Here is a 21,059-nt window from a genome sequence, read left to right as displayed (position 1 = left end):
CCCCATCATACCCCGTTTACTGGGCTTTTTCCAACAGTTTCGGTTTAGCGAAGATCATCCGGCCCGCTGAGGTTTGCAGTACACTGGTGACAAGCACTTCCATCATTGTGCCGATATACTCACGTCCGCCTTCCACAACGATCATCGTGCCATCATCCAAATAAGCAACGCCTTGACCATGCTCCTTGCCGTCCTTGATAATCTGGACCAGAATTTCCTCCCCGGGCAGAACCACCGGCTTGACTGCATTGGCCAAATCATTTATGTTCAGCACCGACACGCCCTGCAGCTCACAAACCTTATTCAAGTTGAAATCATTCGTGACTACTTTGCCCTGAAGCACCTTGGCGAGCTTAACCAGCTTGCTGTCGACTTCGGATATCTCCTCAAAGTCGCCTTCATAAATGAGCACCTTTACATCCAGCTCTTTCTGGATTTTGTTCAAAATATCAAGTCCACGCCGGCCGCGGTTGCGTTTAAGAAGGTCCGAGGAATCCGCAATATGCTGAAGCTCCTCCAGAACAAACTCAGGAATCACAATGGTCCCTTCGATAAATCCGGTTTTGCATATATCTGCGATTCTCCCGTCGATGATGACACTTGTATCCAATATCTTGTGCTCCTCAACGCGTCTTCCTTCCGGCTCAGGGGCTTGGCTCCACTTGCCCGACATCCATAAGGAAGCCAGTTCATCCTTCTTCTCCAGTCCAATCCGCAGTCCGATGTACCCGCCGAGCAGTGTAATCCCGACCTGCAGCAGCTGCCCAGCTTCTCCTAGCAGGGACAACCCGGGTGAGAGCAATAGGGACAACAGTAAGCCGCCCAGCAATCCAGCCGTTCCAGCGGCCAGTTCATTCATCGGAATCCGGGAGAACGAGGAGATCAAGCTGTGCAGCCATCTCGATACCCGATCAGCCGAAAGAACACCGATCATGCCAAACAATAATCCACCAAGCACCGCGAAGGCTCCGCTTCCCGCTGCCAGTATTCCTTGTCCAAAAATAGGCGAGAGCCCTGGAAAAGACCGTTCCATTGTATGATATAACGTATACCCGCCCCACGCACCGCATAATACCGTAAATGCTAAAATAGCTTTTTTTAACATGAGCTTCCGCACACCTCCTTTTTATACCTGAATATCGTTGCTTCTATTTTCCAGTATGGTCCAATTTATAAAGTCGTAATCGTGCCAGGTCATCTTTTTTTAAGAAAAACTTCCGCTGTATGCGATCTAACTTCCCTGAAAGTGCCTCGTTTAATATTTTTATTGATGGATTTTTCACCTCACCTGTTGTACGGTCCAGCCTACCCCCGTCAGGCTTTGATGTATGCTAACACCAACCTCACAATTGGAATTGACTGCCTTCGGGCACCTGAAATTGGTTGAAATCGGCTGAAGTAGTGGAATATAATGAACTCAATTCATAATATCGAGGTGGATGTATAAATGAGTGCTCCCAGTCTACAGGCTTTTCAGGATCAAGTTTCCGAATTGTTGCTCCGTCACCGCAGTCTCTTGGATGTTCTGTCTAAAAATGGTCAAAGCAATGCTTCTGTCAACCGTGCCGTCACCAAAGCCATCACAGAGTGCGGATGCATCGAGCTTCATGCCACGAAGCAAAGCTTCGATATCGGCTCTGATCTCGAATCGGCCCGGGAATTGGCAGGCACCCACGTCGAAGGTCATCTGTGCGAGAACTGCCGTGAAGCGGTGAGCTCCGAGCTTGGCCGCAACATATTTTATATGTCTGCCCTTGCGAATCTTCTGGACATCCAGCTGGATGAGGTTGTTGTGAAGGAGTCTCAGAAATGTTCCACATTGGGTCTGTTTAACCTGTCGTAAAGCCGTTGGCATTCCAAACGGTTATGGCGGCAAGGTCATACATGGATACAAAAAAAGCATTTATCTCGCTGCCTAAGCAGGGAAATAAATGCTTTTTATTTTGGGTTTATGTCAGCCCGTGAGTTATGCTGCTTATCGGTCAGAGGACTGATAAGCCTCATCCGATTTGTGGTCATCCTTCTTGCGTCGTCGGTTTTTGCGAGTCAATCTGCGGAAATTCTGCTGCAAACCATACCCTGCATATAGTACCAAGGGTACGAATATGAGCATGGAGGTTTGTTCCGGAAAGAACACGGCAACCATGACTGCACCTACGATAACAAAGGGTGTAAATTTAATTGCTGTTTTCGGAATGCCAATCTTCTTGAAGTTCGGGTACTTGACTGCGCTAACCATGAGATAGGAAAGAAGTAAAATGGCAAATATCATATAAGGAGCTGTAATCTCTTCATGGAATAAAGCCAGTGTTGCAAGCACGCCTCCCGCTGCGGGGATTGGCAGGCCGATAAAATATCCCGGTATTCCTGGACGAACGTTGAACCGTGCAAGCCGTAATGCGCCGCACATCGGAAATATCGCGGTTACTGTCCAAGCCAGAGCTGTATTGATATCCGTAAACGCTACGGTATACATGATAAGTGCTGGAGCTACGCCAAAGGAAATTACATCTGATAATGAGTCAAGTTCTTTACCGAATTCACTCTGGGCATTCAATGCTCGAGCTACCCGACCGTCCAGTCCGTCAAGGAGCATGGCAATGATAATCATAATGGCGGCCATACTCGTTCGACCTTCTGTCGCCAAGATGATACCAATCATTCCGAGAAACAGATTACCTAAAGTAAACATGTTCGGAATTGATTTCGTCATTTTTATATTCACCTCGTTAATTGTACGTTCGAACATCGATTGTAGGGCTTTTAGATTTGTCTGTCAATGAATACTTGTTCCTGCAATCTTTTCAAGCCCTCTTTTATGGTGCGTGCACGTACTTCACCAATCCCGTCCACTTCATCAAGCTCGTGAATCGATGCCGACATAATGCTGGATAAGTCATGGAACTGATCCACCAAATTGCGAATGATCACGTTCGGAAGGCGTGGGATTTTGTTCAAAATGCGGTAACCGCGCGGCAGGATCTCTTCTTCGGAAGCAGCGGCAGAAGCCGGGTATCCCAAAAGCCTCACAATATGGTGAATGTCCAGCAGCTCCTCATCCGTCGAACGCTTGAGCGCCAGTATGATCTCGCGGATTTTCTCCTCGCTGTACTCCCGGGCGTAGTCTGCATATAGCAGCCAAGCCTCTTCCTCCATATTGCTCACAAGCTCATCCATCTGCATGCTAATCAAACGCCCTTCGTTGCCGAGCTCGTTAATATAACGCTTGATTTCCTTCTTGATGCGAAGCACCATCTCCACGCGCTGGATGACATTAACAACTTCCGGAATGGTCACCAGCTCTTCAAATTCGGAGGCAGAGAGGTTCGTGAGCGATTGATTAAGCACCACTCTGTATCGCTCCAATGTCTGTATCGCTTGATTGGCTTTGGTTAATATTACGCCGATTTCCTTCAGCGCATACCTCAAAGATCCTTGGTACAGCGTAATAATGTTACGGCGCTGGGAAATGGACACCACCAGCTTACCCGTCTGTTTCGCTACCCGCTCTGCCGTTCTGTGCCGTATCCCTGTCTCGATGGAAGAGATCGAGGAATCAGGGATCAACTGGGTATTGGCATACAAAATCCGTTTCAGGTCTTCGCTTAAGATGATGGCGCCATCCATCTTGGCCAGCTCGTATAAATAGTTTGGCGAAAAATCGCAGTTTATGGAGAAGCCGCCGTCGACAACTTCCATTACTTCCGGGCTGTAACCCACAACGATCAGGGCGCCCGTCTTTGCCCGAAGCACGTTCTCCAGCCCGTCGCGAAACGGCGTTCCCGGTGCTACCAGCTTCAGCAAATCATTCATTTTGTCCAGTTGGCTCGTTTCTTTCACCTTCGTATGCCCCCTAATCTAACGCAACCGCTAATGCATCTGCAACAGTGTTTACTCCTATGATTTGTATTCCTTTGGGATGCTTCCATCCCTTCAAACTTTTCTCAGGCATGAGTACGCGCTTGAAACCCAGCTTCTCCGCTTCTCTTACCCTTTGTTCTGCTCTTGAAACGGCACGAACTTCGCCGGTCAGGCCAACCTCGCCAAAAATGACATCATACGGCTTGGTCGGAATATCACGGAAGCTGGATGCAATGCTGACCGCTATTGCCAAGTCCACCGCAGGTTCATCGAGCTTAACGCCACCGGCAACATTCAGGTAGGCATCCTGTGTTTGCAGGAACATGCCCATCCTTTTTTCAAGCACAGCAATGATTAAATTCATTCGGTGATGATCCACACCGGTGCCCATTCGACGTGGTGATGGAAAATGGGTCGTAGAAATGAGTGCCTGCAGTTCGACAAGAACCGGGCGGGTTCCCTCCATGCTTGCAACAACTGTCGAACCGGCTACGCCTAATGGTCGTTCAGATAAAAATAGTTCCGATGGATTGCCGACTTCGCGCAGCCCATCCTCACCCATCTCAAATATGCCAATTTCATTCGTCGAACCGAAACGATTTTTCACCGCACGAAGCAAACGGTAAGTATGGTGACGCTCTCCTTCAAAATAAAGCACACAGTCCACCATGTGCTCCAGCATCCTAGGACCTGCAATGGCGCCTTCCTTGGTCACATGACCAACAAGAACCGTAGCGATGCCCTTCACCTTAGCCAGCCGCATAAAGCGGGCGGTGCACTCCCGAACTTGGGAGACGCTGCCCGGCGCGCTTGTTACCTCCGGCAAATACACGGTTTGAATGGAATCGATGACAACAAAACCGGGCTGTACGCTCTCAATGGCCTCCTCAATCGATTCCAGATTGGTTTCGCAGAGGACAAACAGCTCTGGAGACAATGCACCGAGCCGGTCAGCGCGCAGCTTCGTCTGACGTACCGATTCTTCACCGGAAATATACAGAACGCGGACGCCGTTCTGAGCCAATCGGTTGGAGGCTTGCAGAAGCAGCGTGGATTTGCCGATGCCGGGATCGCCGCCAACCAACACGAGCGAGCCCGGGACAAGCCCGCCGCCCAGCACACGGTTCAATTCCGCAATGCCCGTCTGGATTCTGGGTTCTTTGCCGCTTTCTATATTTATGATCGAAAGGGGTTTTTCTTTACTATGAAAAAGAGGGGAATTCATCCCCTGCGTCTTGATTACCGTCTCGGTCTCTTCTACCATGGAATTCCATGATTGGCAGCCCGGACATTTTCCGAACCATTTGGGCGCTTCATAGCCGCATTCGGTACAGAAAAATTTCGTCTTAGTTTTTGCCATGTGAGTCTCCTTTATGTCGCACATCTTTTGTCGGATTCCGTAAAACCCTGCAAAATCAGGCATTACTCAAAGTTTACCATTTCTTATAATTCAACGTAAAGGCTAATCAGAAACTTTACGCGGCTTGAGATGGATTTGTTTCAAATTTGAAGGGTTGAAGGAGAATCAGCGTTATTTTTTGCTGCAATTTAATAACAAACATAAGTACATGTAAACCATACATGTCCTCTTCGCTGCCGGATCGTTCTTACGATCGCTGTCGCTTCTACAGAACGATTCCGTTCTCTTCGCTGGGTTGATACATGAGGCCGGCTTCCTTCGCGATATGTCTTTTTGCCGCCGATATAAAACAGCCCAATATTAAAAAACAAAATCCCCGCCGGATTTTAACTCCAGCGGGGTGTTGTTGTTCCAACTTATTCCGTTTCAGCCGATGCGGCCGTAACGCTCTCGTTCTTGTTCACAACCAGTTCGCCGTTCGCCTCATCAATGATGAGCGAATCACCTTTGGTAATGTTGCCTCTCAGCAGCTCTTCGGAGAGACGATCCTCGATATGCTTCTGGATAGCCCGGCGTAATGGACGGGCACCGAAGGCAGGATCGTAGCCTTCCTTCGCAATGAAGGTCTTCGCTTTGTCTGTAAGCTCGAATTGAACCTCGAACTCAAGCAGACGCTTGCGCAGCTCATCGGACATCAATGTCACGATTTCGGCAATGTGTTTCTCTTCCAGAGAGTGGAACACAATGATCTCATCGATCCGGTTCAGGAATTCTGGACGGAAGCTCTTCTTGAGCTCATCCATCACTTTGCCCTTCATGTTGTTATAATCGCGGCCTGAATCACTCACAGCGGTAAAGCCCAGCGTCGAGTTCTTCTTAATCGCTTCTGCACCCACGTTGGACGTCAGGATGATCAGCGTGTTCCGGAAGTCCACCACACGGCCTTTCGAATCAGTCAGACGACCATCTTCCAGTACCTGAAGCAGAATGTTAAATACCTCAGGATGCGCCTTCTCAATTTCGTCGAGAAGAACAACGGAATACGGCTTGCGGCGAACCTTCTCGGTCAACTGGCCGCCCTCTTCATAGCCGACATATCCCGGAGGCGCCCCGACGAGACGTGACGTGGAGTGTTTCTCCATATACTCGGACATATCGATCCGCACGACCGCATTCTCATCACCGAACATCGCTTCTGCAAGCGCGCGTGCCAGCTCGGTTTTACCTACCCCGGTAGGACCGAGGAAGATGAAGGAGCCCATTGGGCGCTTCGGATCTTTCAGTCCTGCACGTGCCCGGCGAACCGCACGGCTGACTGCTTTTACAGCTTCCTCTTGGCCGATGACACGGCTGTGCAGAATTTCTTCCAGATTCAGAAGACGCTCGGTCTCTTCTTCCTTCAGTTTATTCACAGGAATACCGGTCCAGTTGGCCACCACATCGGCGATATCCTCTGGAGTCACTTCGGAATCGGTACGGCCTTGCTTCTCTTTCCATTGGTTCTTCGTGATTTCGAGTTCTTCACGCAGCTTTTGCTCCGTATCGCGCAGTGCGGCTGCTTTCTCGAATTCCTGGCTTTGGACTGCTGCGTCCTTCTCTTTGCGGATATCCTCCAGATGTGCTTCCTGATCCTTCAGATTTGGCGGTATAGTATACGTATGAAGGCGAACTTTCGAACCGGCCTCATCGATCAGATCAATTGCTTTATCCGGCAGGAAACGGTCGGTGATATAGCGGTCAGACAATTTCACTGCCTGCTCTATCGCTTCATCCGTAATCTTCACACGGTGATGCGCTTCGTAACGGTCACGCAGTCCATACAGAATCTGAATGGCTTCCTCAGGCGATGGTTGGTCAACCGTAATCGGCTGGAACCGGCGCTCAAGGGCAGCATCTTTTTCAATATATTTACGGTATTCGTCCAGTGTGGTTGCCCCGATGCACTGAAGCTCACCGCGTGCCAATGAAGGCTTAAGGATGTTGGAAGCGTCAATCGCTCCTTCTGCTCCGCCTGCACCAATCAGGGTATGCAGCTCATCAATGAACAGAACGATGTTGCCGGCTTGGCGAATCTCATCCATGATTTTCTTCAGACGATCCTCAAACTCGCCGCGGTATTTCGTACCCGCTACAACAGAACCCATATCGAGCGTCATAACGCGCTTATCGCGCAGCGTCTCCGGAATCTCATTGTTAATGATGCGCTGTGCTAAACCTTCGGCAATGGCGGTTTTACCTACTCCAGGCTCACCAATCAATACGGGGTTGTTCTTCGTACGACGGCTCAGCACCTGGATGACGCGCTCAATTTCCTTGCTGCGGCCAATGACCGGATCGAGGTTGCCTTCTTTGGCAATGGCGGTCAGGTCACGAGCAAGACTGTCCAGCGTAGGCGTGCTCACGTTCTGCGGCGTACCGTGATGGCTGGATACCGCCTCGCTGCTGCCAAGAAGCTGCAGAACCTGCTGACGGGCTTTGTTCAGGCTGATGCCCAGGTTGTTCAGCACGCGTGCTGCAACCCCTTCACCCTCACGAATCAGTCCCAGTAAAATGTGCTCCGTACCCACATACGTGTGACCGAGCTTTCGGGCTTCGTCCATGGAGAGCTCAATTACTTTTTTCGCTCTAGGCGTATAAGCAATGTTAGTTGGCTGCTCCTGTCCGCGTCCGATTAAAGTCTCCACTTCGTCCTGGATTTTCTCCAGACCCAGTCCAAGTCCGATCAGCGCTTTGGCTGCAATGCCGTCTCCTTCACGAATAAGTCCAAGCAGGATATGTTCTGTGCCGATATTGTTGTGACCCAGACGTACCGCTTCTTCCTGAGCCAATGCAAGCACCTTTTGTGCACGTTCCGTAAATCTGCCAAACATCATAGTATTGCACCTCCACGTTTCAATTAATATATTTAACCTCGCGGATTTCGGTGTATCGCCAGTTATTGCGACGTTTCCGTTCATCCATTAGTAAAACGAGAATCAATCCTTAATGGTTACCTAATGTTTCTCTGATGAGTTTAGCCCTGTACATATCTCGTTCGGAAGGATGCATGCCCTCTCCAAAGGTTTTTTGCAGAAAACCCGGCTGTGTCTTCACATTCAGCTCATTCATTACCGGAATTTCCGGACCTTCCAGAAGGCCGAGATCCACCCCAAGTCGAACGTCGGACAAGCGTTGGGCTGCTTCCTTGGAATCCATTACTGCCGCGTAGGACAGTATGCCGTAAGAACGCATCACCCGGTCCGTAATACGGAGCTTGGAGTCACCCAAGAGCCGTGCTCTGGCATTCTTCTCATGCTCGATGATCTGCAGGGCGACGCTGTGAAGATTCTCGATGATCTCCGCCTCGGTTTGACCGAGCGTTATCTGATTCGAGATTTGAAACAGGTTGCCTAATGCTTCGCTGCCTTCACCATAAATTCCTCTTACGGTCAGACCCACCTGCGATACAGCCGAAAGAATTCGATTGATCTGCTGCGTCATAACGAGAGCCGGCAGATGCATCATGACAGAGGCCCGAAGACCGGTACCGACATTCGTCGGACAGCTTGTGAGATACCCTCGTTTGTCATCAAACGCATAATCGATTTCGGATTCAAAAACATCATCCAGCGCAGTGGCACGTTCCCATGCCTCCCGAACCTGAAATCCGGGATATAAGCACTGTATGCGTAGATGATCCTCTTCATTGATCATAATGCTGACGGACTCATCTTCGGTAAGGATGACTGCACCATTACGGGATTCATTCGCCAGATTGGGACTGATCAGATGCTTCTCAACGAGAACCTTCTTATCCAGCTCATCAATCTCACTTAATTTAATTACATGCAAATCCCCAAAATCCTGCAAATCTTCCTTATCATTTAACACACGGGTCAGGCGCTCTAGCACTTCTCCTGACTGCTGATCCGTTGCCAGCAGCGGGAAAGGAAGATGCTGCAGATTTCGCGCCACCCTGACACGGGTGCTGATGACAATGTCGGAATCCTGACCGGTTCCGCGCATCCACTCGCTGAGCGCCGTATCGGTAAACCGGAGATTAGACATCACGCATTCCTCCTACTAAAGTGCATACTCATTAGATCTTATCCCTGAGCGATATTCTTCTCCAGCTCACGGATCTGGTCCCGGATCTCGGCGGCGGTTTCGAATTCCTCCTGCACAATCCGGAATTGAAGTTCTTTCTTAAGCTCGTCGATTTGGCGTTTGATCTGAATACGACCCCCTGTGCGCTTCGGCACCTTGCCAACATGGGATGTACCGCCATGGACTCGCTTGAACAACGGATCCAATCGATCCGAGAAATATTTATAACACGAGCTGCAGCCGAATCGGCCAAGCTTGCTGAACTGCGAATACGTCATACCGCATTCTTCACATTGCAGCGTCTGAGCCATTTTGGCACCGGGAGTCTGGCCCTTGCCTGAAGGATCCAGATCCAGGAGACCCGACAGCAAACTGTGTATAGAAAAACCATTCGACGTACCGGGGATCAATTCCCCTTTTTCGCGGGCACAAGTTTCGCAAAAATGAAACTCTGTTTTTTCCCCGTTCACAATTTTGGTGAAATGAAGTGTCGCTGGCCGTTTACCGCATTCTTGGCATACCATATCCAATGCCTCCTTACACAGACTCACTTACCTAATAAAGAAATAAGCATCGCCTTCATAATCCTTGCACGCAGCTCATCCCGATAAGGAAGCTTCACATTCAGGCATTCCCTTGAAATGGCGGCCCGCATCAGACTGGCCTCCCGCCTCGTCAAAAACCGGGATTCCTCCAGCTGATAGATCAGCCCTTCCGCTACCGTCTGATCAATCATGCTGCCGATTGTATGATGAAGATGCTGCTGGAGTGCAGTATGCTGAGGAAGCTCAATACGCTGGATGCGTATGTAACCGCCCCCGCCGCGCTTGCTTTCCACGAGAAAGCCCTTCTCCAAGGTAAACCGTGTACTGATGACGTAATTAATCTGGGAAGGAACGCAAGAAAATTGCTCTGCCAGATCGTTACGCTGAATTTCAACGGTGCCTTCCGGACTTTCCTGCAGTATGCTCTTCAGGTATTGTTCGATAATATCAGAGATATTACGCATGGTCTGTTCATCCTCCACTGTTTGAAACGTTAAGACGGATAGTGATCTTACACGTCCGCACAGAGCCTTGCTTATACTTGGTTTAACCATAATCAAAATCAGCGAACCCTCTCGTTGACTTTGACTTTCTTTGACTTTAATCTCATTATAGCACATTTTTTCATTTTGCCAAGAGGGTCTTAGCGAATTCATCCTGCAGTCCATTTATTCTTATTGTACCCACTAATTCGAACCCTTATAGCCTTTTTCTGAAGATCCATTCAATATGGCGGCAAAAAAAAGAAGCAGCCTCCATTTCCGATAAACACCGGTTTAAGGGCCACTTCTTCATCACCATCTATAAATTCACGCCATCAAACATCATAACTAATCAAATAATGCTGTAATTCCGTATTATAATAACCGATGCTATATTCAATCATGCTGCCCGCTCCGTCGTACGAGGATCTCAACCGCTTGAGCAGCGGTGCGCCTGCACTTACTTCAAGCAGCGGTGCAATCTCATCATCGGCTACGGTCGCCAGAAAGCGATCCCGGAAATTCTCCAACGTAATTTGACTCTCCTCAATACGATCATACAGGGATAGCAGTTCGTTGGTATCGAACTCCTCCCCCATATCCACTTGGGCTGACACATAATGTGTATAGTAAATATAAGGGTTCCCGTCGAGCAAATACAACCGTTCAATAAGCAGGCATCGTTCGCCGAATTTCAAGTATAATTCACTATCAGGCTCGTTATGCACCCATTCCGTCTTCAGGTGGCGCTTCCGAATCTGGTGTCCTTCTTCAACCAAAATCTCCGTAAACAGCTTGCCCTTGGAAAGTTTGGAAAAGGAGGTGTTCCGGGTCACAATCGTTCCCACTCCGCTCCGTTTCTCTACATATCCCTCCTGATACAGCTCCTGGATGGCATTACGAACTGTCATTTTGCTGACATTGAATTCCTGCTCCAGCTGCGGCTCGGAAGGAATATGGGCACCAAGTGGGTAAACCCCATGCAGAATCCGATCTTTAATGATCTTCTTGATTTGCAGATATAATGGACCGTTCTTCCGCGTGATCGACATACTTCCTCCTACCTTTCCACATCAGACATATGCTGACTCATCGCCTGAAGGACTTCGCGTTCATTCGCCGTCGGCGTATCTCCCGTTACGGTATGGGCAAGCATCGCGGCAGCGGCGGCAAAATCAACCGTCCGTCCCGGTTCATATCCCTCTGAAATTCCGTGAAGCACACCACTGGCATAGGCGTCGCCTGCTCCGATACGGTCATGAACGGAGAACGTCAATGTTTGGGAAAAATAAAAGACTCCGTCCGTGTATAGATATCCTCGCAGGGAATGGGTATTATCCCCGTTGATCTTGCGGTGGGTCCCCGACGCAACCGTAATATTATACTTCGCGGCTACCTGCGGAATCAACTCCTGCAGCTGCTCGTTCCGGTCTTCACACGTCGTCTCCATGCCGAGAATATAGAGAGCGTCTTTCTCGTTCATAAAAACAATGTCCGCCAATGACAGCATTTCCTCATAATGCGGCTTGGCAAAATCGTAGCGGTCCGCACCCCATAAAGAGGGACGATAGTTGCAATCGAACACAACCGTACCGCCTCTTGCCTTAACTTCCCTGGCCAACGTCTTCATCTGCCCCCGCACCGTGTCGTTCATCGAGAGGGTAATGCCGCAAAAGTGTATCATATCCACGCTTTCGGCAATCGCCCCGAAATCGTACATCTCATCCGCTGCCGTATTAAAACTGCTGCCCAGCCGATCCGTGTACGTGACACGTCCGGGCCGCACACCGAAGCCGTTCTCCAGGAAATACATGCCCACGTATTTGCCTCCCCGGCTAATCAGCGATGTGCCAATACCAAGCTTGCGCAGGTATGAGATCGCCGCTTCACCAAGCGGGTTATCCGGCAGCGTGCTGACCAGAAATCCAGTATGACCGAATCTGGCGATGGCCGATGCGATATTGACACCGGTGCCCGAGAAGGAGTAATTCAAATGGCTCTCCTGAGCCAAAGATGCATACCCTGGTACTTGCAGCCGCATCATCACTTCGCCATAGGCAGCGATTCTCTTAGGCATATTGGTCAACCAGCGCTTTTAACTTTTGATGCAGTTCCCGAACATCACTGATGATGGTATCGCCGCTGGTTGAATCGATGATGGAGGAATATACGTGAGGAATAACCTGCTGTACTCCCGCTTCCAAAGCAATCCGTACAATCGCTTCAAAATTCTCTTTATCGATGCCGCCAGTCGGCTCGAGCGCAAAACCTTCCTCTGCACATGCCTTCGCTACCGCGCGGTATTCATCCTCCAGCTTCAGCCCCTGCATCGGGAAATATTTCAGTGCATTGCCTCCCATATCGCGCACAAGCGCAATAGCGGCTTTAATAGGAACGATGGCCGCATCCGTTCCGGCAGCGCTCACCGGGCCGGTAGATATGTTCACGTAGCCCACCTGACCCGAAGGGGACACAAGGCTGTTTATCCAGCTTTCCTCTCCCCCCAAGTTAGCACGGGTAGCGCCAACGGCAGGGAATACCTGATTGATATGCGTGCCTGGATAGCCCTTCACGATCTCTGCTACGACTGCCGCTTGCCGGTTATCCCCTGCTCCAAGTCCGATAGACACGGCATCTTCAATAACAGCACCGTACTCCTTCATCGCGATAATGGCCTCTTGCACGTTCGGATAGTTCTTCGACAACACACCGACCACCACATGTCCTTCCGCTGCTTCGAATATTTCCTTTGCATTCTGGATGCTGCCTGCAAGCACATTCAGTGCTGCGCGGTTTCTGTAAAGACGTTTCTCCATATTGGCCATTTTAGTTTCCCCCTGCAATCTGCTGTATTCTTGTTATAATGACTTGCAAATCATCGCCGGAAAGCGAGCGTGGATCGATGTCAAAATACCCCTGCCGCACACCGTAATCCCTTGTGTATACGGCGATATCGCCCTCGCGAAGTTGATCGTTCATCGATTTGGCGCTGACTCCCGCAGCTTCTTCGCCTACTTTCACACGTCCCCGGAAGATGGAGCGGCCTGCCTCATCCTGCACGATGGTAACCTCAATGCCCGGCAAATCCGATAAGGACTTCATTTCCTCGAGTGCAGCCTTCTCCTGTTCACTCTTGTCTTCCTTCACCATGTACTCATCCAGCGCCTGGAGCAATCCAAACGTGGTTTCCTTGCCTACCTTCATGCTTCGCCCAATGCCTTGCAGCTGCGCCTTCACCCACTCCACGTATTGCCGCTTGCCGCCTACGATGCCGGAGGTTGGACCCTCAATGGCTTTGGAGCCGCTGTATATAGCCAGATCACCGTATTTCACATACTTCTGGATATCCTCTTCAGCCGCCGCATCCACGATCAGCGGAAGCCCGTGAGCCTTGGCGACTTCAGCTGCCTCTTCCACCGAAATCATATTTTTCTGCACGCAGTGATGTGATTTCACATACAAGATAGCAGCGGTGCGCTCATGAATCGCTTCGGCGATATGTTCCTTGCGCCCTTCGTTGGCATAACCCACCTCAACAACCTTACCTCCTCCGAGGTAAACCATCGTTTCAACGGGAGCTCCATACTGCACATTGTGTCCCTTGAACATGATGATTTCGTTCTTGGCAATCGGCTCCTGATGCAGCCGATCACTGCGTCTGCGATTGCCCTCGGTTACAACGGCTGCTACGGATAATGCGATACCGCTGGAAGCGGAATTGACAACAACCGCTGCCTCCGAACCGAGTATGCGCGCCATGTAATCGCCGGCTTTGTCTACCAGATCTGCGATCTCCACGTAACTCTGACCACCGATCCGCATCGCTTCCATCACGGTATCCGTTGGTGCAGATACTCCGAGAATGCTCATGCGGCCACTGGCATTAACCACTCGTTTCAATCCATACTTAGCATGTAATGAATGATCCATTGACTACCACTCCCTTGGCTTCGATATATCGGTCGGCGATTCTTGTCTCCCCTTCGGAATCCGTTAAACTCAGCGGCCCCTGCTGCACCGTAAACAGCGTCAGGTGTGCTGCATCACCCACTTGGATTCTCCCCAGCTCCGGCCGTCGCAGCCAAGCAGCAGCATGGTCCGTTACGGCTGAGACCACCTCCTGCAAGCTGTAGCCCAAATAAAGGAACTTGGTCATCACGCTGGCCAGACTGTACACCGGACCGTTCATGCGATTACCGCGATAAATATCCGTGCTGATTGTATTGGGCTTAATCCCCTGGTTCTTTGCATATTCCGCTACCAGGAACGAGAAGCTTGCTGTTCCATGACCCACATCCAGATGGACGCCGCGGGCTATCGCCTCTACCAGTGCCGGGATCGGCTTACCGTCCGAATCAAATAAATTGTTGGCTTTTCCGTTTAAATAATGGGTAATAATGTCGTCCTTCGAAAGCAGCTCCAATACCTCTTCAATAGGCGGGGGTCCCGATCCGATATGTACCATCAGCGGAAGCGATGTTTTCTCGGACAGTTTCCTTGCGAGACGAAGCGGCTCTACCCCATTATCCTTCACAACGCTTTTGCTGATTCTTGCCTTAAGTCCAATGATCAGATCCGGATAGGTGCGTATCGCTTTTATTGCCTTGTCGGCGTCAACCCAATCCAGACTGGAAAGCTCATCGATTCGTTGCAGACCAATATGGGATATATTCAAAAAAGCAAACACATTGGTCTTGGACCGGGCTACCTCGTCTGCCAGCTCCCCAATCCCGTCCGCACCGCAGCTGCCTGCGTCGATAATAGTGGCAACCCCTTGCTTAACGCCAATCTCATCAATGACATCCCCGTAGGGCTCAAGCTTGGCAACCGCATGGACATGCATATCAATCCAGCCGCTGGAGACATAGAGGCCCGTGCAATCAAACTGATCAGCACCGGTGGCCGTATTCGCAGCCGTTATTTCGGTAATAAATCCGTTCTCCATAACCATGTCAAAAGGTTGATCATCAAACACCGTCTGTACATTGCGCAACACAAAGCGCTGTTCCAAAATCTTCATAATCCCACCCCTTTAGCCTTGCCGATCCAGCCGTTATCCTCGTTATTTCGCCGATTTATATGGTGTAATCTGTGTTCGTGCTTATAGCATAGCATAGAACAATCGATACGTGAATATAACGTTATAATGTTTAGTGTATTCCTACATATTATCTCCTTGCTATAACTTCATATGATGAGTTATTTCGATCATGAAGTATACTGATAGGTTCGGCTTGGCTAGGGTAATCTCCTTCCATACCAAAAAGAAACTGCCCTGTTCCGGGCAGCTTCTTCGTCTCTTACTATATATACTTGCCTTCTTCATCTCCATGACAGTGTTATCTCTATGGTTAAACTAAACTTCCACTTTCCGATCAATCAGATAGACCGTTGCGTATAGGATCAAGGCTGCAAGCACGACTTCAAACGCAAGGGCTCCCCATGCCAGCGTATACTCTCCGGCAGATACGGCAAAGTCTGTCTCATTCCCAAAAGAGATGGTAGCCATCGGCCCGACCCACGCCAACTTTTCACCAAAGATCACATGGCTGAGCCAGCCAAGAATATTTTGCAGTGCGAAGAATACCAGAATGCCGATCCAAACGCTCCCCTTCTTCGTAATGCTTCTGGCAACCGTAATGGAGAAAAATATTGTGATCATCAAGTAGATCAACTTCCAAGCCATCATCAGCGCCAGCCCAATTGCATACGTAATGGGAAATTCAGATAAATGGATGTCTTGCAGCGGTATGCCGGCCGAGTTCCAATAATACCACATATGCAAAGCCGCCAGTATGCCAAGCACAAGCAGACTCACACATGCCATTATAAGCGAGGAAGCTACGCTCCAAACCGAACGAACAGGAAGCAGGCGACGGTGGTACGCCTTGATATTAAAGTCGAATGTCTTGCTAGCGACAACCACCAGTAGGACACTTACAGAACCGTAGGCCAGCATACTTAACCCAAGCATGATTCCAAGCTCCCAGTCTCTGATGGAGCCCGCCACCGTGATCGCAATCTGTACGATCAGAAGTATCGCGAATGCGCCAAGCAGCGTTGTCGAGTTTCTCTTCCAGTCGTATTTCAACAGTTTCATCATTCCGCATACACCTCTTTAAACATCTCATCCACGCTTTTTCCGTGCTTCAGGCGGATGTTCTCTACTTCGTCATGCATGACAACTTCGCCGTTGCGAATAAAAATCACTTCATCAAATATCCGCTCAATATCCCGGACCAGATGGGTCGAAATGATAATGCTGCTGTCCTCGTTGTAGAATTCAACAATCGCATCCAAAATCTTGCCCCTTGCTACCGGATCCACTCCACCAATGGGTTCATCCAGCATATACAGCTGGGCTTCACGGGACAAAGCCAGTGTTAACTGCAGGCGCTCGTTCATTCCTTTGGACAAGGAACTGATGCGATCATTCGCCTTCAAATTCATAAATTCCAGCATATTGCGGGCTTTCTCAACATTAAAGTCTTCATAAAAATCCTTGAAGTATGCCACCGCATCCGATACCTTCATCCAGGGCTCCGTCACAGGACGGTCGGGCATGAAGGATACGATAGCTTTGGTCTCCAGTCCGACCGGCTTGCCGTTCACTTCAACACCGCCGGTCGAAGGCTGGATCAAGCCTGCCGCAATCTTCATAAGCGTACTCTTTCCGCTTCCGTTGGTACCCAGCAAACCAATGATTTTTCCACCATGAATATTCAGGTTTATGTCATGTAATGCTCTCCGGCCGCCGGCGTAGGTCTTGTTTACGCTGCGGACCTGCAACAAGTTCTCCACCATGGTTTCACCTCCGCTATTGATCATGACTGCTTCACTGCATCTTCCACGATCGATATGATATCCTGATCTTTAAAGCCCAGCTCCTGCATTCCGCGAATAAACCGCTCCAGCAGATCGCCGGCCATTTCTTTTTTTATCGCCATAATCTTCGATTCCTCGCTTGTCACATATCGGCCCAATCCCCGCCGTGTCTCCACAATACCCTCACGCTCCAATTCTTGAAATGTTCGCTGCACCGTGTTTGGATTTATTTGAAGCTCACTTGCTAATTCTCGGACCGATGGGATTTTATCACCGGGCTGAAGTTTACCGATTATAATTTCTTTCTTTAAATACGTCATGATCTGTAAATAGATCGGCAGATTATTGTCGAATTCTATACTCACTGTCGGGTTGCTCCTTTCCGCCGCTCTACCTCTCTCGAGGTTCCTTATGCGACATCCCGTTTTTTAAACGTAACAAAGCCTGCCGTAAGAAACAAGAGAAGATATACAGCGAGCACAATAATTGAAAATGTCAGGCTCATTCCCGGTATCGGGGAACTGCCTCCCCCGCTGTACATGGAAAGATCCACGTTCGTGAACAGCAGGTATTTGGACCAGGAATAACGTGCAAGCAGCTGTACAGCCATGCTTTCCATAATAACCATGAACATCCCGATGCCGATGGCAGGACCGGTGGATTTCGTCAATATGCCTACCATAAAGGTTAACGTTACATAGACGATTGTATACACCAGATTATTGATTGCTTCCCTCAGCACATCACCGATTGCAACCGTGCCGGATTCCATGCCGAACGTGATCTGACCCGTCAGCACGGAGACAACAAACATGAAAGCTACAAGGGTCAGGATGTAAATCAGAATGGCAACATATTTCGAAGCCAAAATCTTGGTACGGCTCTGCGCGCGTATAAGCAGCAGTTTGACGGTGCCCATACTGTGCTCCTTTGCTACCGCTCCCGCCGTAACTACGATCGCAAGCAGGGTCAGCATTTGCCCCATCCCCTTGGTGGTTACAGCCAATTGAGCGAACTCATAACCAGTGCTGCTGCCACCGCTGAATTTATAGAGCATAAACGCCATGAATAGCACCATTCCAGCCAACAGCACGTAGGGCAGGAAAAAACTCCGTTTTTTAAACATTTTGAGCCACTCGTTCCAGACGAGATTTTCAAAGCTATGCAATACGATTGCCTCCTGTCCATTTCAAAAATTCTTCTTCCAGTGAAGATTTAATCTCTTCCACCCGATAGATTCGTACCCGCGCATCGCACAGCGACTGGATCAATGCAGGTATGTCTTCTTCCGTCAGTTGAACCGTAACGATGCCCTCCTCGATCTGGGTGGCAAGAAGCGTGATGTCTTTCATATGCCTAATGGTCTGTTCCGCCATGGCCGCATCGTTTACGCGGAAGGTTACCGTGGTCAACTCTTCATCAACGACTGGGCCTCCGATAGAACGCTCGGTTACGAGTTTACCTTCCTGGATAACAACCACACGGCTGCACATCAATTCCATCTCCGACAGCAGGTGGCTGGATACGAGTATGGCAATTCCCTCATCCTTGGCGATTTGTTTCAAGTAGTCCCGCATCTCTCGGATACCTGCTGGATCGAGTCCATTCGTCGGCTCATCAAGGATGAGGATGGATGGATTATGCAGCAAAGCCTGGGCAATCCCTAACCGTTGGCGCATACCCAGTGAATAAGCACGAACCTTCTTGTGTATGGCATCCTGCAGCCCGACAAGCTTCACAACCTCCATAATTCTGGTGATGGTCACGCCCTCGGACATCCGCTGGTATTGTCTCAAGTTGTCATAGCCGCTCATGTAAGGGTAGAACTCAGGATTTTCAATAATGCCCCCGATATGGCGTATGGCTTGAACGAAATCTCTCTTGATGCTGTGCCCCTTAACATGCACATCCCCTTGAGTCATCTCGATCAGTCCGACTATCATGCGGATGGTTGTCGTTTTGCCTGCACCGTTCGGTCCAAGCAATCCCACAATTTCACCACGATAAATGTCAAAAGAAAGTCCGTCTACGATGTTCTTCTTTCCAATGGTTTTGGTGACCTGCTGGACTGTAAGAACGACTGGACTATTCTGAGCATTTGTCGAGGGTATCACTGATGAATGCATTCCATCCCCTAGATCATCTGATGCGTTCGATTTATTGGATGAATGGAGATGGGTATGTGCATTCGTTGTGCCGGATTTGCTTATAGCGTTAACAGCTTGGGAAGCACTGCTCCCCATGGCTGTGTTGTCTGCTGTGAGTTCTTTTGAACCGTTTCCGTTCATGTATGTGTTCCACTCCTTTTTTGTATTGGTGTTATAGTTAAATAGTACACTAGTGTTTTGGTTCTGTAAAGCCTAATTTTCAATTTAACCTTTTATATTGACATCCAATTGATGGGAACCTATACTGAATGCATACATATAACCAAAAGGTTATCTGAATGAGGTGTGGAGGGATTTCAATCATGAGCGATATGTACCGTGCGATTTCAGATCCCATCCGAAGGAAAATATTACACATGGTAGCCCATCAAGAGCTCCCTCAGCTAGAGATCGTGAGAGCATTTCATATTTCGCAGCCGGCCATTAAAAAACATCTGGCGATTTTGCTCGAAGAAGAACTGCTGCTTGAGCGCAGAGAAGGCAAGTACTGCTTCTACCGACTGAACGTCCCAATCTTTCAGAACGGGTATGAGCAGCTTCAGCATGAGCTTGGCCATATTCTGGAGAACAAACTGACTAAGCTCAAACAATACCTAGAGGAGGACTTATGAATGACAGCTATTTTCAAGAACGTGAAGAGAGAAATTGTAATCCGCACAACACCGGAACGGGCATGGAAGGCATTGACCGAACCGCAGGAACGAAACCGCTGGGAAACCCGTCATTGTGAGATCGACCTGAAGGTCGGCGGTCAAGTCGCTCTTGATTACGGCTGGGGCGTATCCTATATCGGCACGATTGAAGAGCTTATCCCTAACCGTAGACTTACGCTCAGAGGTGAAGACAACGAGCTTACCATTTGGACAATGGAACCTCATCTCGATGGGACACTGGTTGGCATTGAGTACACTGGGCTATGGTCTAATGAGCAAGAGTATATGATGATGGATAATATGGCATTTGGTACATATCGTTTTATGCGTAATATGAAGAGTGTCCTGGAAGATGAGGCGGACATGCGATCCACCTTCTGGTCAAGCTGGATAGGCATGAATCATTATACTTACCGCGGTGACAGCTTAGAGGGCGTCAAGGTCGTTGAGGTGTTACCCGGTACGTCTGCGGACGGGAGCTTAGAGGCAGGCGATATCATCACAGGCGCGGACGGGCAGGTCATCCGCAGCTATGATGAGCTGGAGGATAAAGTCACATCCATGGAGCCTGGTGAGAAGGTTGAGATCGGATTCGTTAGAGGTGGTGAACCCTTAAGTGTTACTCTTACGGTTCTGCCATATGGCCAGAGGAATGTTACCCAAGCATAAACGTAGTCATCACTCAGACACGATCCCCGATGGGAACGATCAGAGATGGGACATTACGTAGATATAATGGTGATAATGAAGGCGTCTTTGGTGGATGAGCGGATTAGTTCCCTGTGCTGGTGCTGTTTCAGTGCTTCCGACTACCCTACCTTATGACTAGACATATAGAACCCTAATGACGACATACGCAAATTATTCTGACTACTTGTAAAGAAGCTTAAGGATACTCTACATGTAGTTAAGGATCCTGATGTCTACCAATTTGACTGCATACAGGTTAGCTTTAAAGAATATCTACAAACAGGAAAAGACCGTTATCGATAACTCGATAACGGTCTTTATGGTTGTTCGCTTGGCGACGTCCTACTCTCCCGGGACCCTGCGGTCCAAGTACCATCGGCGCTGGAAGG

21 protein-coding genes are annotated in these 21,059 nt (G+C 49.3%); 3 read left to right on the top strand and 18 right to left on the bottom strand.

Annotated features, from left to right (window positions below):
• Positions 1-16: 16 nt before the first annotated feature.
• Positions 17-1,105, bottom strand: a complete 1,089-nt coding sequence (locus tag M2277_RS28525; protein ID WP_006212951.1) for a PIN/TRAM domain-containing protein — start codon at positions 1,103-1,105, stop codon at positions 17-19.
• Between the two features lie 342 nt (positions 1,106-1,447).
• Between M2277_RS28525 and M2277_RS28520 the strand changes: the two genes are divergently transcribed.
• The gene (locus M2277_RS28520; RefSeq protein ID WP_036638413.1) at positions 1,448-1,843 is read left to right on the top strand and encodes a nucleoside triphosphate pyrophosphohydrolase family protein; all 396 of its coding nucleotides are present in this window, start codon (positions 1,448-1,450) and stop codon (positions 1,841-1,843) included.
• Positions 1,844-1,975: 132 nt separating this feature from the next.
• Here the strand turns inward: M2277_RS28520 and pssA are convergent, their stop codons facing one another.
• The 17 genes from pssA to M2277_RS28435 form a co-directional block, all read right to left on the bottom strand.
• Positions 1,976-2,713 (bottom strand): CDP-diacylglycerol--serine O-phosphatidyltransferase, encoded by a 738-nt coding sequence (gene pssA / locus M2277_RS28515; protein ID WP_006212953.1) that lies wholly within the window; start codon positions 2,711-2,713, stop codon positions 1,976-1,978.
• Between the two features lie 50 nt (positions 2,714-2,763).
• Complete coding sequence (gene disA / locus M2277_RS28510) at positions 2,764-3,840, bottom strand: DNA integrity scanning diadenylate cyclase DisA (RefSeq protein ID WP_006212954.1); 1,077 nt, start codon at positions 3,838-3,840, stop codon at positions 2,764-2,766.
• 13 nt (positions 3,841-3,853) lie between these two features.
• Complete coding sequence (gene radA, locus M2277_RS28505) at positions 3,854-5,221, bottom strand: DNA repair protein RadA (RefSeq protein ID WP_006212955.1); 1,368 nt, start codon at positions 5,219-5,221, stop codon at positions 3,854-3,856.
• Positions 5,222-5,637: 416 nt separating this feature from the next.
• Positions 5,638-8,094: an ATP-dependent protease ATP-binding subunit ClpC gene (clpC, locus tag M2277_RS28500; protein WP_006212956.1), complete on the bottom strand. Its 2,457-nt coding sequence runs from the start codon at positions 8,092-8,094 to the stop codon at positions 5,638-5,640.
• Positions 8,095-8,203: 109 nt separating this feature from the next.
• Positions 8,204-9,268 (bottom strand): protein-arginine kinase McsB, encoded by a 1,065-nt coding sequence (gene mcsB, locus M2277_RS28495; protein WP_006212957.1) that lies wholly within the window; start codon positions 9,266-9,268, stop codon positions 8,204-8,206.
• Between the two features lie 38 nt (positions 9,269-9,306).
• Positions 9,307-9,831: a protein-arginine kinase activator protein McsA gene (mcsA, locus tag M2277_RS28490; protein WP_006212958.1), complete on the bottom strand. Its 525-nt coding sequence runs from the start codon at positions 9,829-9,831 to the stop codon at positions 9,307-9,309.
• A gap of 23 nt (positions 9,832-9,854) precedes the next feature.
• Positions 9,855-10,316: a CtsR family transcriptional regulator gene (locus M2277_RS28485; RefSeq protein WP_006212959.1), complete on the bottom strand. Its 462-nt coding sequence runs from the start codon at positions 10,314-10,316 to the stop codon at positions 9,855-9,857.
• Positions 10,317-10,669: 353 nt separating this feature from the next.
• Positions 10,670-11,386, bottom strand: coding sequence for a GntR family transcriptional regulator (locus tag M2277_RS28480; protein ID WP_280756219.1), 717 nt, complete (start codon positions 11,384-11,386; stop codon positions 10,670-10,672).
• An 8-nt stretch (positions 11,387-11,394) separates the two neighbouring features.
• On the bottom strand, positions 11,395-12,411 hold the full coding sequence (locus M2277_RS28475; protein WP_076153018.1) for a sugar kinase: 1,017 nt from the start codon (positions 12,409-12,411) through the stop codon (positions 11,395-11,397).
• Positions 12,404-13,159, bottom strand: coding sequence for a 2-dehydro-3-deoxy-phosphogluconate aldolase (gene dagF, locus M2277_RS28470; protein WP_006212962.1), 756 nt, complete (start codon positions 13,157-13,159; stop codon positions 12,404-12,406). Before dagF ends, M2277_RS28475 begins: the two co-directional genes overlap by 8 nt.
• A 1-nt stretch (position 13,160) precedes the next feature.
• Positions 13,161-14,264 (bottom strand): DgaE family pyridoxal phosphate-dependent ammonia lyase, encoded by a 1,104-nt coding sequence (locus tag M2277_RS28465; RefSeq protein ID WP_280756218.1) that lies wholly within the window; start codon positions 14,262-14,264, stop codon positions 13,161-13,163.
• On the bottom strand, positions 14,242-15,345 hold the full coding sequence (locus tag M2277_RS28460; protein ID WP_172964026.1) for an amidohydrolase/deacetylase family metallohydrolase: 1,104 nt from the start codon (positions 15,343-15,345) through the stop codon (positions 14,242-14,244). Before M2277_RS28460 ends, M2277_RS28465 begins: the two co-directional genes overlap by 23 nt.
• A 345-nt stretch (positions 15,346-15,690) precedes the next feature.
• Entirely contained in the window at positions 15,691-16,437 is a 747-nt protein-coding gene (locus tag M2277_RS28455; protein ID WP_280756217.1) for a hypothetical protein, read from the bottom strand.
• On the bottom strand, positions 16,434-17,138 hold the full coding sequence (locus tag M2277_RS28450; RefSeq protein WP_036638396.1) for an ABC transporter ATP-binding protein: 705 nt from the start codon (positions 17,136-17,138) through the stop codon (positions 16,434-16,436). Before M2277_RS28450 ends, M2277_RS28455 begins: the two co-directional genes overlap by 4 nt.
• A 20-nt stretch (positions 17,139-17,158) precedes the next feature.
• Positions 17,159-17,524 (bottom strand): GntR family transcriptional regulator, encoded by a 366-nt coding sequence (locus tag M2277_RS28445; protein WP_006212967.1) that lies wholly within the window; start codon positions 17,522-17,524, stop codon positions 17,159-17,161.
• A 44-nt stretch (positions 17,525-17,568) separates the two neighbouring features.
• Positions 17,569-18,327 (bottom strand): ABC transporter permease, encoded by a 759-nt coding sequence (locus M2277_RS28440; RefSeq protein WP_280756216.1) that lies wholly within the window; start codon positions 18,325-18,327, stop codon positions 17,569-17,571.
• Positions 18,320-19,447 carry an ABC transporter ATP-binding protein gene (locus tag M2277_RS28435; protein WP_148246393.1) on the bottom strand — a complete coding sequence of 376 codons (1,128 nt, stop codon included), beginning with the start codon at positions 19,445-19,447 and terminating at the stop codon, positions 18,320-18,322. Before M2277_RS28435 ends, M2277_RS28440 begins: the two co-directional genes overlap by 8 nt.
• A gap of 182 nt (positions 19,448-19,629) precedes the next feature.
• Here M2277_RS28435 and M2277_RS28430 point away from each other — a divergent pair, with 182 nt between their 5' ends.
• Positions 19,630-19,938, top strand: a complete 309-nt coding sequence (locus tag M2277_RS28430; protein WP_280756215.1) for a metalloregulator ArsR/SmtB family transcription factor — start codon at positions 19,630-19,632, stop codon at positions 19,936-19,938.
• Positions 19,939-20,649 carry an SRPBCC family protein gene (locus tag M2277_RS28425; RefSeq protein ID WP_006212971.1) on the top strand — a complete coding sequence of 237 codons (711 nt, stop codon included), beginning with the start codon at positions 19,939-19,941 and terminating at the stop codon, positions 20,647-20,649.
• Positions 20,650-21,059: the final 410 nt, after the last annotated feature.

The organism is Paenibacillus sp. LBL (assembly GCF_029893715.1).
Taxonomy (GTDB): Bacteria; Bacillota; Bacilli; order Paenibacillales; family Paenibacillaceae; genus Paenibacillus_AQ; species Paenibacillus_AQ glucanolyticus.
The sequence above is the reverse complement of the archived record's forward strand: the minus strand, read 5'-3'. Positions and strand labels throughout refer to the sequence as shown.

Coding starts and splice junctions, on each gene's coding strand:
- M2277_RS28435 (WP_148246393.1), bottom strand. CDS start 19,447: ATGAACGGAAACGGTTCAAAAGAACTCACAGCAGACAACACAGCCATG.
- M2277_RS28465 (WP_280756218.1), bottom strand. CDS start 14,264: ATGGATCATTCATTACATGCTAAGTATGGATTGAAACGAGTGGTTAAT.
- M2277_RS28475 (WP_076153018.1), bottom strand. CDS start 12,411: ATGCCTAAGAGAATCGCTGCCTATGGCGAAGTGATGATGCGGCTGCAA.
- mcsA (WP_006212958.1), bottom strand. CDS start 9,831: ATGGTATGCCAAGAATGCGGTAAACGGCCAGCGACACTTCATTTCACC.
- M2277_RS28425 (WP_006212971.1), top strand. CDS start 19,939: ATGACAGCTATTTTCAAGAACGTGAAGAGAGAAATTGTAATCCGCACA.
- M2277_RS28450 (WP_036638396.1), bottom strand. CDS start 17,138: ATGGTGGAGAACTTGTTGCAGGTCCGCAGCGTAAACAAGACCTACGCC.
- M2277_RS28525 (WP_006212951.1), bottom strand. CDS start 1,105: ATGTTAAAAAAAGCTATTTTAGCATTTACGGTATTATGCGGTGCGTGG.
- M2277_RS28485 (WP_006212959.1), bottom strand. CDS start 10,316: ATGCGTAATATCTCTGATATTATCGAACAATACCTGAAGAGCATACTG.
- clpC (WP_006212956.1), bottom strand. CDS start 8,094: ATGATGTTTGGCAGATTTACGGAACGTGCACAAAAGGTGCTTGCATTG.
- pssA (WP_006212953.1), bottom strand. CDS start 2,713: ATGACGAAATCAATTCCGAACATGTTTACTTTAGGTAATCTGTTTCTC.
- M2277_RS28455 (WP_280756217.1), bottom strand. CDS start 16,437: ATGATGAAACTGTTGAAATACGACTGGAAGAGAAACTCGACAACGCTG.
- dagF (WP_006212962.1), bottom strand. CDS start 13,159: ATGGCCAATATGGAGAAACGTCTTTACAGAAACCGCGCAGCACTGAAT.
- radA (WP_006212955.1), bottom strand. CDS start 5,221: ATGGCAAAAACTAAGACGAAATTTTTCTGTACCGAATGCGGCTATGAA.
- mcsB (WP_006212957.1), bottom strand. CDS start 9,268: ATGTCTAATCTCCGGTTTACCGATACGGCGCTCAGCGAGTGGATGCGC.
- M2277_RS28520 (WP_036638413.1), top strand. CDS start 1,448: ATGAGTGCTCCCAGTCTACAGGCTTTTCAGGATCAAGTTTCCGAATTG.
- M2277_RS28480 (WP_280756219.1), bottom strand. CDS start 11,386: ATGTCGATCACGCGGAAGAACGGTCCATTATATCTGCAAATCAAGAAG.
- M2277_RS28430 (WP_280756215.1), top strand. CDS start 19,630: ATGAGCGATATGTACCGTGCGATTTCAGATCCCATCCGAAGGAAAATA.